We start from the raw sequence: 12,930 nt of genomic DNA, 5'->3' as shown, positions 1-12,930 counted from the left end.
ATGGTGCGGCATTTCCTGGATGTCGAGGGCGCGGCCACGCTGCCCACCGACTCGTTGCTGATGGTCGAGCGGGCGGTGACCGACCTGCTCGCCGTGCAGGCGATGGGCACGGTGCACGGCCCGGCCGGGCTGGGCAAGACCTACGCGGTCGAGCAGGCCCTGACCCGCGCGGTGGTCGACGGGCGGGCCGGGCGGGCGCCGTGCTGGGTGAAGTTCCCCAGCCGCCCCACGATGCGCCTGGTCGCGGCCGACCTGCTCGCCGAACTCACCAGGGTGCCGACCGGGCGCGGGAACCGGTTCGTGCTCACCGAGCAGCTGGTCGAGGAACTGGCCCCACCGCCGGGCGGCGGCGGGCACGTGGTGGTGGTCGACGAGGCGCAGAGCCTGAACACCGAGTGCATCGAGTACCTGCGCTACCTGCACGACCACCGCGCGACGCGGTTCGCGTTGCTGCTGGTCGGCGGGGACGGCACCTGGAAGGTGCTGTCGCGGGAACCGATGCTGCGCTCGCGGATCTACCGCCGGGTCAGCGTGGAACCGCTCACCCCGGCCGAGGTGGTTCGGTTCATCCCGACCTATCACGCGCTCTACGACGGTGTCGACGCCGAGCTGCTCCTGCTGGTCGATGACCACTTCGCGCACGGCAACCTGCGGCACTGGGCAGCGTTCACCCGGACCGCGGCCGCGCTGTGCGCGACCACCGGCGCCGACCGGGTCGATGAGACCGTGGCCCGCAACGCGTTCACCCTGCACGGCGGCGGCGTGAGCGCGTGACCGGCTCCGCCCCGGCGCCCAGCGGCCGCGTGGGCGCGGCGCCGGCGTCGTCGGCCGGGGCGGGGCTGCGGTGGGTGCACGATCCCGATGACGACCACGCCTGCCTGCGGCAGCTGACCGCGATGCACGATCTGGCCGGCGGTCGGGCGGTGTGTCATCCCACGCCGGGCGCGACCTGGCCGGTGCTGATCCGGGACCTGCTCGAGGCCCTGGGCAAGCCGCGCGACGCGCTCGCCCGGGAACGGCGCCTGCGCGATGGCGCGCGCCTGGTGCAGGTCTGGATGTGCGCCGAGCGCGTCGAGCACCTGGTGGTGCTGCGTGCGCACCTGCTGCGGCCGCCGCTGCTCGACCGGTTCGCCGAGCTGGCCGCCGCGACCGGCACCACGATCTGGCTGGTCTGGCACCACAGCGACCCACCCGGGCCGGGCCGGATCGGTGAGATCTGGTCCTGGCCCGCGGCGGTCGACACGCTCCGGCGTGGCCGCGCCCGACCGGTGTCATCGGAGCAGGTCCGGCTGCGGTCGGTGGACGCGATCCACCGCGAGGCGGTCACCGAGGCCCGGCGCGAGGCCCGGCTGTGGCGGGTCGCCCCGCCCCGGCAGCGCCGCTACACCCAGCCCGGGTGCGAGCTCGGGGCGCTGCTGCAGCGGCTGAGCATCGACGCCGCCACCTGGGCCGAGCTGGACCTGCTCCTAGACGCCGCGCGCGCCGGGTTCGCCATCGAGGGGCTCACCCTCGTGCTGCCCGACGCGCAACATCTCCGGGAGCTGATCGGTCCACGCCTACCGGCACCGGTCGTGACCCGGCTGCGCCGGATCGTGTGCCCGACCAGCGCCGTCGCGCTGCTGCTTACGTGGGCCACCGACGCCCGACCCGGCCGCATCGCAGGGTGCATGCAGCGCAGCGTCAGCCCCGACGGCGGGCACGTCGACCTGTTGCCGGGCCGCTACCGCATCCCCGGATCGGTCCAGGTCATCCTGCGGGCCGCCCTGATCGAGCACCGCATGCGCGGGCTCCCGCCCTACACGTTCCTGACGCGTACGGACGACACGTCGTACTGCGCGCAGGCCATGGCCAACCTCATCACTCGCGTTGCCGGGCGCGCCGAGGTGGCTCTGCCTCCCTCGTTCGAGCGCAGCGACTTCGGTCCCGAACGGCCCTTCGTCGCCGAACTGGTCAACACCGGACGGGTCCGGCTCGAAGGAGCCCCGCCCCGACCGCGTCTCCAGCCCGACCACGACTCGCTACCTCGTCGCCGCCGCTGGAGACCCTGAGCTGCCCGGGGACTCTCGTCGCCGACTGCTCACCGGCGCCCCCGCTGTGGAACGACAGTAGAACGACAGCGGGTCGGCGCCACGAGATGGCAGTCCCGCGACGCCCTGGTGCACGCTGACCGCAGTTCGCGGATCGAGATCAATTCCGTCTCGGGTAACCGTTCGTCACGTCGATCATCGCGGGCCAGCTACAGGAACTCGGTGCTGCGTTGGTGCCTGCGGTTCACGCTGCCTTCCGGGTGGCGGGAAGCTCCGCGAGTACCTCGGCCGGCGTGCGGTCGCGAGGCCCGCGGTTGTATGGGAGCGCGGACAGGAACGACGCCATTGTGCAGCTGTCTGTGAGCGCGGAGACGGTGAGTCCGGCCCCGATTCCGCCGGCGAGCAGACGTGCCCTCGGCGCACGCAGTCCCGCGGTCAGTCCTGCGAGCACGAGCGTTCCGGCGACGAGACGGACCTGGCGCTCCAGCGCCCACCGGGCGCGGCCACGCACAACGTCCCCGCCGACACCGGAGTACGCGGAGATGCCGCCGGTGAGGATATGCACGCGCTCGGATCCGACCCCGGCGAGACGCTGGTGAGCCTGCGCGGCCCGCGTCCCGGACTGGCAGACGAGGACGACTTGCCGGTCGAAGTGAGCGGCGAGCTGCTCGGTGTGCTCATTGACCATGTCCAGCGGCACGTTGTAGGAACCGCGGATGTGCACGGTCTCGAACTCCGTGGGGCTTCGCACGTCGATGACGGTCACGGTGTCGGGATCGCCGAGCCAGTCGCGAACGGTGCGTGCGTCGACGTGGCGGGGGCTGGCGTGGGCCACAGGGGCGTCCTTGTCGGTAGGGGTCGTGGGATGGATGGTCGCTGAGCCGGCCGCCGCGGTCGGGCCCGGGTCGGCGAGATGGCCGAGTCGAGGCGCACTCACGGGCGGACGTTGACGGTGGCCATCATTCCGGCGTCCTCGTGGTCGAGGATGTGGCAGTGGTAGACGCTGCGCCCGGAATACGTGGTGAACGGGATGCGGAGCCGGACCCAGCCGCGGGCCGGGACGAGCACGACGTCCTGCGGCACCCCGGTCGGTGGGGTGGCGTCGCTGGACTCGAGCACGGTGAACGGCCAGACGTGCAGGTGGAACGGGTGCGCGAGCGGGCCGGGATTGGTGATCGTCCATTCCTCGGTGGAGCCCAGGGCGATGGTCTGGTCGTCGCGCTTGGGATCGAAGGCGCGGCCGTCGATGGTGAAGGCCATCCCGCCTGCGCCCATGCCCATCTGGAAGGTGATCTGCCGCCGCCCGGTCACCGGCCCTGGGGCGGGCGCCTCGGCGAGCAGTGCGGTGGGCAGCGGCGGTGCGGTGACCGGCGCCCCGGCGGTGACCATGGTGGCGAGGGTGACGGGCCCGCTGCTCGCGGCGGCGCCGCCCATCATCGCGCCCATGCCACCACGGTCGACGGCGTCGGCGATCAGCGGGTAGCGGCCGGTGCCGGTGGGGCGGACGATCACGTCGGCCCGGTTGCCCGGGGCGAGCATCACCCGGTCCGCGTCGACCGGGGCGGGCAGGAACGTGCCGTCCTGGGCGACCCGGACGAGCTGGTGCCCGTCGAGGCGGATGCTCAGTACCCGCGACACACAGCCGTTGACGACCCGCCAGCGCTGCGTCCCGCCGGGAACGGCGGGGATGACGGGCTGGTGCTGGCCGTTGACCAGGACCAGCTCGCCTTGGCGGCCCATCGCCCGGTCCATCGCGCTCACCTCGACCAGCCCGCCGTCACCGTCGAGGGTGGTGTCGGTGACCAGCAGCACCCGGTCCTCGACCACCGCCAGGTCGGGGTCGGCGCCCGCCGGGGCGACCAGCAGCGCACCGGCGAGCCCGCCGAAGATCTGATCGGCCACCATGCCGTGGTGGTGCGGGTGGTACCAGAAGGTGCCGGCCGGGTGATCCTCCGGGATCCGGTAGAGGTAGTCGAACGAGGTGCCGGGGTCGACCCGCAGGAACGGGTTGTCGCTGTTGCCCTCTGGGGACACCCGCAGCCCGTGGGTGTGCAGGTTGGTGGGCTCGTCGAGCCGGTTGGTCAGGCGCACCGCGAGCTCGTCACCGGGGTGCACCCGCAGCGTCGGCCCGGGTGCGGTGCCGTTGAAACCCAGGCCCTGGGTGTCCCGACCGGCCAGCCGCACCCCCGCCGCGGCGGTGAGCTCGACCTGCAGCCGCCCGCCCGCACTGTCCAGGACCTGCGGTTGGCGCAGCTCTGCGCCGGTGTCGGCGGGCCGCAGCCGGCTGCCCGTACCGGAGCCGATCCAGCCCGTCGCACCGGTGGCGACGGCGGCGGCGCCGAGCCCGCCCAGGACGATCGCGCGGCGCCGGCTGATCGGTGCCGGGGTCACGCCAGCTCGTCGCGGCGCTTGCGGTACTCGTCGTCGTCGATCTCGCCGCGGGCGTAGCGCTCGTCGAGGATCTGCCGTGCCGAGGTCGGCCCCGCCGCCGCGGCGGTGTCCGCGCCGGGTCGGCGGTTCTGGGTGAGCCGGTAGGCGAGGTAGCCCAGCAGCACCAGGCCGATCAGCACCAGTACCGGCCAGATCCAGAACCATCCCATCATCGAGCCGTCCATCATGGTCGTTCCACTCCCGTCGTCTCGTCGTGCCTGTTTTGGTCTGCGGGTCAGTCGCTGGTGAGTGCGTCGAGTGCGGCCCGGATGCGTACCCCGGCCTCGTCCGCGACGGGGCGCAGGTCTTCGCGTTCGGGGATGGTGACCATGACCTGCGGGTCCAGGGCGGAGACGATGCTGCGGTCGTCGCCGTCGGCGCGGACCACGACGTTGCAGGGCAGCAGCAGCCCGATCTGCCGGTCGACGTCGAGGGCGCGGTGGGCGAGCTGGGGGTTGCAGGCGCCCAGGATGACGTAGGGCTCCATGTCGTGGTCGAGCTTCTCCTTGAGGGTGGCGCGGGCGTCGATCTCGGTGAGCACCCCGAACCCCTGCTCGGCCAGGGCCGCCTTGACCGCGGGGACCGCCTGGTCGTAGGGCAGATCCAGGGTGATCGTCATGCTGTAGTCCATTGCGAATGCTCCATTCGTCAAGTTGTCGGTCGTGTGTGTGTCAGCCGCTGCTCAGTGCGGCCGGGGCGAGCAGCGCGGCGGCGGCGACGCCGACCGCGACGGCCAGGATCAGGTAGGCGAACCCGCGCCGCAGCGCCGCGGCCGGGAGCTGGTTCGCCACGCGCCCGGCGGCCAGCGACGCGAGCAGGGCGGCGCCGGCGAACACGGCGATCACGCCGTAGTCCACGCTCGCGGCGTCGGCGGCGTGCGCGGACAGCCCGGCCAGCGAGGTGATCGTGACGATCACCAGCGAGGTGGCGATGGCCTCTGCGGCGCTCAGCCCGAGCAGCAGGGTCAGGGCGGGAACGATGAGGAAACCGCCCCCCACCCCGAACAGCCCGGTCAGCACCCCGACCCCGGCGCCGGCGGCGAGCGCCTTGGGCAGGCAGCTGCGCCAGTCGACCCGCCCGTCGCGGATCCGACACGCGCCGCCGGTCGCCTCCTCGGGGTTGCCGCGCAGCATCCGGGCCGCGACGACGACCATCAGCACCGAGAACGCCACCAGCAGCCACCGGTCGGCGATCAGGCGGCCGAGCGCGGCCCCCGCGAACGCGGTGGGAATGCCCGCCGCGCCGAACACCAGCGCTACCGGCCACCGGATCATGCCGGACCGCAACCTCGCTGCCACGCCGCCGGCCGCCGACACGGACACCACCAGCAGCGACCCGAACACCGCGGCCGCCACCGGTTGGCCGACCCCGTAGACCAGGGCCGGGACGGCCAGGATCGAGCCACCCGCACCGAGCAGCCCCAGCGCGGCGCCGATGACCAGGCCGAACACGCCGGCGAGGATCACCGTGCCCGCCTTGGGCCACGGGTCCGGGACCTGCTCACGAGGTGGGTGTCAGCGGGACCCCGGCATCCGCGGCGTCGTCGAACATGTCGTCGATGACCACCACCGTCCGCCCGGCGCGGGCCAGCAGCGACGCGGCCGCGGTGGCGCGGTAGCCGCTGCCGCAGTGCACCCACACCGCGCCGTCGGGCACCTCGGCGAGCCGGGCGTCCAGCTCGGGCAGCGGGACGTGCACCGCGCCGCGGACGTGCGAGGCGGCCCACTCGGTGCCCAGCCGGACGTCGAGGACCACCTGAGCGGGCGGCAGGTCCGCGACCCGCCGACCGGACAGCTCCGCGGCCAGGTCGGCGAAACTCGCGCTCGGCAACCCAGCCAGCTGGGCCGCGTCGGCCAGGTCCCCGGGCTCACCGGTGGCGGCGGCCACGACGTGGTCGACGCCGATACGGACCAGCTCACGCTGGGCCTGCGCGACCTGCGCGCGGTCCTCACCGAGCAGGGTGATCGGTGCGTCGTGGGGGGCCATCCAGCCCAGCCAGGTCGCCATCGGCCCGTCCAGGCCGAGGCTCACCGTTCCGGTGAGGTGCGAGTCGAGGTAGGCCTTGCGGTGGCGCAGGTCGACCACCCACTCCCCGTCGGCCAGGCGGCGCGCCAGCTCGGCCGGGTCGGCGATGGTCGGCGGGCGCAGGTCGACCGGCGCCGGTCCGGCGGTGTTGAGCGCGCCCATGTGCGCGTAGTAGGCGGGGTAGGCACCCAACCCGGCCAGCGTGTGGCGGACGAACTCGTCGCGGGCCAACCGCAACACGGGATTGACCTCCTTCTCGTGCCCGACCGTGGAGTCGTTGCCCGAGGCGGGGCTGGCGGTGCAGAAGCTGCCGAACCCGTGGGTCGGCCACACCTGCGCCCCGTCGGGCAACACGTCGGCCATCGACGCGGCCGAAGCATGCTGGGCCCGAGCCAGCGCCTCCGCGTGCTCGTCACCCAGCAGGTCGGTACGCCCGGTGGTGCCGTAGAGCAGCGACCCGCCGGTGAACACCCCCTGCGGCCCGTCCGGGCCCTCCAGCACGTAGGACAGGTGATGGAAGGTGTGCCCCGGGGTGGCCAGCACCCGCAGCCGCAGCCGCGGCGAGGCCTCCAGCACGTCACCGTCGACCACGCCGGTGCGGGCGAACGCCAGATCGTCGCGCGCCGACATCACATAGGCCGCGCCGGTGAGGCGGGCGAGCTCCAGCCCGCCGGAGACGTAGTCGTTGTGCACGTGGGTCTCCACGACGTGCGAGATCCGCACCCCGAGCCGCCCGGCCAGGGCCAGGACCCGGTCCACGTCTCGCTGCGGGTCGACCACCACCGCCACCTCCCCGTCGGTGGCCAGGTAGCTGCGGTCACCCAGCGAGGACGTTTCGATCACGTTGACGTCGATCACGACAGATCTCCTTCGTTTCGTCGGTTCGATCGGACTGGCGGGGCGCTCATCGGGCCCCGGTGTCCACCGGGCGCCCGGAGCTGATCCAGCCGGCGGTCCCGCCGGCCACCGACACCGGCTGCGCGCCGGCAGCGGCCAGCGCCTGCGCCGCCTGGGCGCTGCGACCCCCGGACTGACAGATCACGTACAACTCCTGCCCGGCATAGCGGCCCGGATCGGTGATCACCCGCTCCAGCGGCATGTTCACCGCCCCAGGTACGTGGCCCGACACGAACTCCTCATGGGAGCGCACATCCACCACGGCCATGTCCTCACGACGTCCCGCCGCGAACTGCTCCACGTCCATCTCGCGCATCGACACGATGCAACACCTCCTGGTCACGGATACCCGGTGGGGTATCCAGGAAACACACTTCTGCCTTGGCTGCTACCCACGGCTACGCCACGGGAGGTCGGGGCTCGCGGATCAGGCCAGCGACAGGAACAGCTTCTCCAGCTCGTCCTCGGTCATCGGCGGCTGCTCACCCCGGTCCCGGGCCGCCTGGCAGTGCCGCATCCCACTCGCGACGATCTTGAAACCCGCCCGGTCCAGAGCACGGGAGACCGCGGCCAGCTGGGTCAGCACCTCCGCGCAGTCCCCACCCCCCTCGATCGCCCGGATCACGCCGGCCAGTTGGCCCTGCGCGCGTCGCAACCGGACCAGAGCGTCGCCCACCAGGGCGGGAGTCATCTCCATGTCGCCACCTCCACTCTCACGAACATACCCCCGGGTGTATCTGTTCCGGGTCGCACCTCGTGCGTGCGCGGTTGGGGGTGTGTGTCGGGAAATGATCGTTCGCGAGACACTCGCGGAGCAGGTCGGTTCCTGCAGGTCGCGTTTGTAACGGAACCCGTGTCCGCGCCTGCGTAACGCATTCGCGGGTTCGCGATACGGTGCGGGTGTGCGCATCGGCTACGCCCGGGTCTCGACCCGTGACCAGCATCCCGAAGCTCAGCACGACGCGCTGCGCGCGGCTGGCTGCGAGCAGGTGTTCGTCGACCGGGCCTCGGGCAAGCTCGCGCGCCGTCCGGAGCTCGATCAGGCGCTGCTCGTCGTACGGGCCGGTGACCAGCTGGTGGTGACCAAGCTGGACCGGTTGGGCCGTTCGCTGGAGCACCTGATCGAGCTGGCCCGCACGCTGCAGCAGCGTGGTGTCGATCTGGTGGTGCTCGATCAGGGTGTGGATACCTCCACCGCGGTCGGGCGGATGTTTTTCCAGGTGCTCGGCGCGATCGCCGAGTTCGAGGCCAGCCTGCTCTCCGAACGGACCAAGGACGGCCTGGAGGCCGCGCGTGCTCGCGGGCGTACCGGTGGGCAGAAACCGAAGCTCGGGGCGCGCCAGGCGCACCTGGCACGGCTGATGTACGAGGAAACCGGTGCGGACGGGCGGCGCCGCTACACCGTGGCCCAGATCGCTGCCGAGTTCGGGGTCAGCCGGCCCACGATCTACCGCTACCTGGGCAAACCGTCCGATACGCCCGTGCAGCAGAGTGGTCGGGTGTAGCGGTGCGGCGGCAGAGTTCGGCGTATCCGGGGCGCGTGGAGATGCGTTGTTCGGGGTGCGGGCAGGCGCCGGGGAACCCGATCGAGCGCGCGGAGGTGTCGATGACCTGGCTGCTGCTGGACACCACGGAGTCGATGGAGGCGGAGTCGATGGGGCTGGTCGAGCGGCGGTTCTGCCGCGGCTGCGTGCCGCCCGGCCCGGTCGCTGACCTCGCGTGTGTGCGGTGCGGGGACGGACCCCTGCTGGGCGGAGAGTTGGCGGCCGCCGCGGACGGCGCCGATCGGATATCGCCGATGGTGCAGGCCTGGATGAGTAGCGCCGGGTGGCGGCTGTCGGGGCCGGTGTGCCCGGACTGTGTCGGTGAGCTGGCGCGATGACTCGGGTGGACCCGCATGCCAAGGCGCTGCTGGTGGCGCGGCTGCGGGAACGCCGGCGAGCAGGTGAGCCGATCGGTGACGAGGTCCGTCGCGTCGCTGGGGAGCTCGAGGTGGGCGCGCGGACGGTGTGGCGCTGGGTCGCGGAGTTCACCGACACCGACCAGGAGAGCAGGTCGGATCGCTACGAACTGACCGACGCGGATGTGGACGCGTTCACGCGGTGGCAGGGCAATGTCGCGGCGGTGCACCGCGAGCTGCACGCCGGTCGTCCGGGCGGGTTGTCGGTGCGCCGGCTGCAGCGCGCGTTCGCCGCGCAGCTGACTCCGGGCCAGCGGGCCGGGCTGGTGGACGGTGCGGAGGGGCGACGCCGCTACGAGGTGTATCTGCGGTGGGCGCCGCCGGCGCGCAACGCGATGTGGGAGGGCGACCACGTCGAGCTGCCGGTGCTGGTGCTCGCGCCGCGGGCCCAGCGGCCGGTCAAGCCGTGGGCGACGGTGTTCATCGACGGCTTCTCGCGGCTGGTGATGGGGTGGGCGATCTCGCTGCGGCCCAACTCGGGGACCGTGCTGGCCGCGCTGCGCGGCGGGATCGTGATCGACCCGGCGCGCGGCCCGTTCGGCGGTGTCCCGGCGGTGCTGCGTACCGATCACGGGTTGGAGTTCACCGCGGCCGCGCTGCGCCGCTCGTGCGCGGCTCTCGGGGTGGAGCTGGTGCCGGCCCCGGCCTACACCCCGCACTTGAAGGGCAAGGTGGAGAGGTGGAACCGGACGCTGGTGCAGGAGTTCCTGTCCGGGTTGCCGTTCTACACCGGCGGGCCGCGCGCGGCCGACGGCACGCTGCTCGGCCCGGACTCCGACCCGATGACGCTCGGGTTGTTTGTGGACCGGCTCGCCGCCTGGGTCGCCGACTACAACATCAGCCGGGTGCACTCCGCGCTGGGTGGCACCCCGCTGCAGCGCTGGGCCCAGGACGCGACCCCCCTGCGGGAGATCCCGGCCGAGGCGCTGCGTTGGATGCTGCTGGCCGATCGGGAACGCACGGTCAACCGTGACGGTGTGCATCACGACGGGGTCCGGTTCCTGGCCCCGGAGCTCAACGGCCTGGTCGGCGAACGGGTCCAGATCCGCTACATGCCCCACGACCTGCGCAGCATCGAGGTGTTCCGCGGTGATGTGTGGTTGGCGACCGCGTTCGCGCAGGACACGCTGACCGACGAGCAACGCGCGGCGGTGCTCGAGCGACGCCGCGCGGACGCCGCCGAGCTCGGGCGCCGCCAGCGCCGGGCGAGCCGTCGGGCCCGCGCCCAGCTGGCCCCGATCACCGAGCCAGGCCCGGTCACCGACACCACTGTCATCACTGCTGCGTCCGCGCGTGCCGACCGCCGCGAGCCGACGCGCGGCCGGGCCGGTGCGGGGCGTCGCGACGATGAGGCGCTGCGCCGGATGGCGCGTACCAGCCTGCTCGACCTGAAAACCGACTTCGCGTTCTGGAACCCCGACATCGCCACCCCTGCCACTGCTGCCACCTCGACCGACCTCGATGACCTGGCCGCCCCCGCCCCCGCCGCGGCCGTCGAGCCCGTCGACCCGGCCGATCCGACAGAGAGCGAGAGCCGCTGATGGGTCACCACTTCCTGGACATCGCCGGGGCGCGCACGCTGCCCACCCCGGGTCTGGTCGCGACCGATCAGGCCGTGGAGCACGTCGTGGCGGCGTCTGCGATGGGCGTGGTGCACGGCCCGGCGGGGCTGGGCAAGAGCTACGCGGTCGAGCGGGCCCTGGCCCGCCACGCCGGGGTGGCGGTGTCGTGGGTGGAGTTCCCGTCCCGGCCGACGATGCGCCTGGTCGCGGCCACTCTGTTCGAGCAGCTCACCCGCGACCCGGCCGGGCGGCGCAGCCGGTTCGTGCTCACCGACGAGCTGCTCGAGTCCCTCGGGCGCGGCCCGCGGGCGGTGGTGGTCGATGAGGCGCAGCGGTTGACCAAGGACTGCATCGAGTTCCTGCGCTACCTCCACGACGACCGGCGGACCCGGTTCGCGCTGCTGCTGGTCGGCGGCGATGACGCCTGGTCGGTGCTCTCCCGCGAGCCGATGCTGCGTTCGAGGGTCTACCGTCGCGTGGCGCTGGACCCGCTGACCGCGCCGCAGGTGTGCGAGCTGATGGGCTCGTTCCACCCGATCTACGACGGCGCGGACCGCGAGCTGCTGGCGCTGATCGACGACCACGTCGGACACGGGAACCTGCGGCACTGGGCCGCGTTCACCCACACCGCCGCCGACCTGTGCGCCCGGGCTGCGCGCGACCGGATCGACGAGGAGATCGTGCACAACGCCTTCGCCGTTCACGGCGGCGTCGTCGACGTCGGTGGTGGCGGGGTCACCACCAGCGCGCCAGCGTGAGCTTCGCCGCGGCAGCCGTGGCAGCGCCGGCCGTCGTCGCGGCCGTGCCCGGCGGTGCGACCGAGCCCGTCGCCGCCGACCGCCCTCGGGTGTCCTGGGCACTCGACCCGCGCGACGACACCGCCTGCATGCGCGGGCTGCAAGATCTCCACGACCTGGCGGCCGGGCAGGTGGTGTGTCATCCGCGGCCCGGCGCGACCTGGCCGGCGCTGGTCGAGGACCTGCTCCGAGCGCTGGGCAAGCACCCGCAGGCGCTGACACGGGAACGCTGCACCCGCCACGGCCCACACCTGCTGCGGGTGTGGCTGCGCGCCGAACAGATCCGCCACCTGGTCGTGCTGCGCGCACACCGACTCTGTCCGACCGTTCTGGCCCGGCTGGTCGAACTCGCCGCGGACGCGGACGTCACGCTGTGGCCGGTCTGGCACCACCGCGACACTGCGCCGCTGCCCCACCCGCGCACCGGGTGGGCAGCTGTGGTGGACGCGCTGCTCGCCGATACGGCCGCCGCTCCGTGCCCACCGACCGGGCACGCGGTGTACGTCGCGGCGTTCGCCGCGGCCAGGCAGGAAGCCCGCACCTGGCGCCCCGACGGACACCGGCTCGGGTGGAGACTCCCGCCCACGTCGCACGCCTGGCCGGGCTGCGACGTCGGCGCGCTGCTGCAACGCCTGACCATCGACGCCGCCACCCCAGCGGAGCTCCGGATCCGGCTACGCGCTGCCCAGGACGGCTTCGCCAGCGAACACCGGCAGCTGACCCTGCCCGAGCTGAACCCGGCCACCCTCGCCGTCCTCGGGCCGCGGTTCGACCCGGCCACGATCACCCAGCTGCGCCAGCTCGTCTGTCCGGTCACCGCAGCCGCGGTAGTGCTTGCACTGGCCACCGACGCAGCATCACGATTCCTCGCCCACCACCGCCACAGCGCGGACACCGAGCAGATCACCCTGCTCGCCGGGCAGTACCGCATCCCGTCCGCAGCCCGGCCACTGCTGCGGGCCGCAATCGAGACCCACGACAACCCGGGGCCCGGACAGCTGCTGTTCGGCCAACCCGGCGACCTCCACCTCAGCGTTCAACGTCTCGCACACCGCGTCGCCCGCGGCTGCACCCTTACCGGGACCAGGCCGCCCCCGGCGGCCCGGCCGCTCTACGGCTACCACCCCGCCGCGCCGTTCGCCGCAGCCGTCGCCCAGACGGCCAGCGTCACCAACCTCTGACGCCCGGACGATGATCCACTTCCGTGCCATTTAGCTGTCGCCGCGTGCCAC

15 protein-coding genes are annotated in these 12,930 nt (G+C 73.0%); 7 read left to right on the top strand and 8 right to left on the bottom strand.

What is annotated here, in order from left to right:
• Together ZF1_RS28305 and ZF1_RS28300 are read left to right on the top strand one after the other, a co-directional pair.
• Complete coding sequence (locus ZF1_RS28305; RefSeq protein ID WP_100877258.1) at window positions 1–774, top strand: AAA family ATPase; 774 nt, start codon at window positions 1–3, stop codon at window positions 772–774.
• Window positions 771–2,048: a hypothetical protein gene (locus tag ZF1_RS28300; RefSeq protein WP_482638812.1), complete on the top strand. Its 1,278-nt coding sequence runs from the start codon at window positions 771–773 to the stop codon at window positions 2,046–2,048. Before ZF1_RS28305 ends, ZF1_RS28300 begins: the two co-directional genes overlap by 4 nt.
• Window positions 2,049–2,271: 223 nt before the next feature.
• On the opposite strand, the gene ZF1_RS28295 is transcribed toward ZF1_RS28300, so the two are convergent.
• The 8 genes from ZF1_RS28295 to ZF1_RS28260 form a co-directional block, all read right to left on the bottom strand.
• The gene (locus ZF1_RS28295) at window positions 2,272–2,862 is read right to left on the bottom strand and encodes a rhodanese-like domain-containing protein (RefSeq protein WP_100877283.1); all 591 of its coding nucleotides are present in this window, start codon (window positions 2,860–2,862) and stop codon (window positions 2,272–2,274) included.
• 98 nt (window positions 2,863–2,960) lie between these two features.
• Window positions 2,961–4,418, bottom strand: coding sequence for a multicopper oxidase family protein (locus ZF1_RS28290; protein WP_100877282.1), 1,458 nt, complete (start codon window positions 4,416–4,418; stop codon window positions 2,961–2,963).
• A complete protein-coding gene (locus ZF1_RS28285) occupies window positions 4,415–4,630 on the bottom strand; it encodes an SHOCT domain-containing protein (protein ID WP_337826777.1) in 216 nt (71 codons plus the stop codon). The genes ZF1_RS28290 and ZF1_RS28285 overlap by 4 nt, the downstream gene beginning before the upstream one ends.
• A 62-nt stretch (window positions 4,631–4,692) precedes the next feature.
• Entirely contained in the window at window positions 4,693–5,088 is a 396-nt protein-coding gene (locus ZF1_RS28280; protein WP_100877280.1) for a DUF302 domain-containing protein, read from the bottom strand.
• 40 nt (window positions 5,089–5,128) lie between these two features.
• Window positions 5,129–5,923, bottom strand: a complete 795-nt coding sequence (locus tag ZF1_RS28275; RefSeq protein WP_100877279.1) for a sulfite exporter TauE/SafE family protein — start codon at window positions 5,921–5,923, stop codon at window positions 5,129–5,131.
• 34 nt (window positions 5,924–5,957) lie between these two features.
• Entirely contained in the window at window positions 5,958–7,340 is a 1,383-nt protein-coding gene (locus ZF1_RS28270) for an MBL fold metallo-hydrolase (RefSeq protein ID WP_100877278.1), read from the bottom strand.
• A gap of 46 nt (window positions 7,341–7,386) precedes the next feature.
• Window positions 7,387–7,695, bottom strand: a complete 309-nt coding sequence (locus ZF1_RS28265) for a rhodanese-like domain-containing protein (RefSeq protein WP_253067048.1) — start codon at window positions 7,693–7,695, stop codon at window positions 7,387–7,389.
• Between the two features lie 111 nt (window positions 7,696–7,806).
• Window positions 7,807–8,076, bottom strand: coding sequence for a metal-sensitive transcriptional regulator (locus ZF1_RS28260; protein ID WP_098960089.1), 270 nt, complete (start codon window positions 8,074–8,076; stop codon window positions 7,807–7,809).
• Between the two features lie 205 nt (window positions 8,077–8,281).
• On the opposite strand from ZF1_RS28260, the gene ZF1_RS28255 reads away from it, so the two are divergent.
• The 5 genes from ZF1_RS28255 to ZF1_RS28235 all read left to right on the top strand — a co-directional run bounded on the left by ZF1_RS28255 (window position 8,282) and on the right by ZF1_RS28235 (window position 12,879).
• On the top strand, window positions 8,282–8,884 hold the full coding sequence (locus tag ZF1_RS28255) for a recombinase family protein (RefSeq protein ID WP_253067045.1): 603 nt from the start codon (window positions 8,282–8,284) through the stop codon (window positions 8,882–8,884).
• Between the two features lie 101 nt (window positions 8,885–8,985).
• The gene (locus tag ZF1_RS28250; protein ID WP_337826778.1) at window positions 8,986–9,261 is read left to right on the top strand and encodes a hypothetical protein; all 276 of its coding nucleotides are present in this window, start codon (window positions 8,986–8,988) and stop codon (window positions 9,259–9,261) included.
• Window positions 9,258–10,880, top strand: coding sequence for a Mu transposase C-terminal domain-containing protein (locus ZF1_RS28245; RefSeq protein ID WP_337826779.1), 1,623 nt, complete (start codon window positions 9,258–9,260; stop codon window positions 10,878–10,880). Before ZF1_RS28250 ends, ZF1_RS28245 begins: the two co-directional genes overlap by 4 nt.
• A complete protein-coding gene (locus ZF1_RS28240) occupies window positions 10,880–11,659 on the top strand; it encodes an AAA family ATPase (protein ID WP_253067042.1) in 780 nt (259 codons plus the stop codon). The genes ZF1_RS28245 and ZF1_RS28240 overlap by 1 nt, the downstream gene beginning before the upstream one ends.
• Complete coding sequence (locus ZF1_RS28235; RefSeq protein WP_253067041.1) at window positions 11,656–12,879, top strand: hypothetical protein; 1,224 nt, start codon at window positions 11,656–11,658, stop codon at window positions 12,877–12,879. Before ZF1_RS28240 ends, ZF1_RS28235 begins: the two co-directional genes overlap by 4 nt.
• Window positions 12,880–12,930: the final 51 nt, after the last annotated feature.

The organism is Pseudonocardia sp. ZF1, from assembly GCF_056835605.1.
Note: the sequence above shows the minus strand (reverse complement) of the source record. Positions and strands in the feature narration are given on the sequence as shown.

Excerpts from the sequence above, each read along its gene's own strand:
- ZF1_RS28305 (WP_100877258.1), top strand. The coding sequence starts at position 1 with ATGGTGCGGCATTTCCTGGATGTCGAGGGCGCGGCCACGCTGCCCACC.
- ZF1_RS28285 (WP_337826777.1), bottom strand. The coding sequence starts at position 4,630 with ATGATGGGATGGTTCTGGATCTGGCCGGTACTGGTGCTGATCGGCCTG.
- ZF1_RS28280 (WP_100877280.1), bottom strand. The coding sequence starts at position 5,088 with ATGGACTACAGCATGACGATCACCCTGGATCTGCCCTACGACCAGGCG.
- ZF1_RS28265 (WP_253067048.1), bottom strand. The coding sequence starts at position 7,695 with ATGCGCGAGATGGACGTGGAGCAGTTCGCGGCGGGACGTCGTGAGGAC.
- ZF1_RS28260 (WP_098960089.1), bottom strand. The coding sequence starts at position 8,076 with ATGGAGATGACTCCCGCCCTGGTGGGCGACGCTCTGGTCCGGTTGCGA.
- ZF1_RS28250 (WP_337826778.1), top strand. The coding sequence starts at position 8,986 with ATGACCTGGCTGCTGCTGGACACCACGGAGTCGATGGAGGCGGAGTCG.
- ZF1_RS28245 (WP_337826779.1), top strand. The coding sequence starts at position 9,258 with ATGACTCGGGTGGACCCGCATGCCAAGGCGCTGCTGGTGGCGCGGCTG.
- ZF1_RS28240 (WP_253067042.1), top strand. The coding sequence starts at position 10,880 with ATGGGTCACCACTTCCTGGACATCGCCGGGGCGCGCACGCTGCCCACC.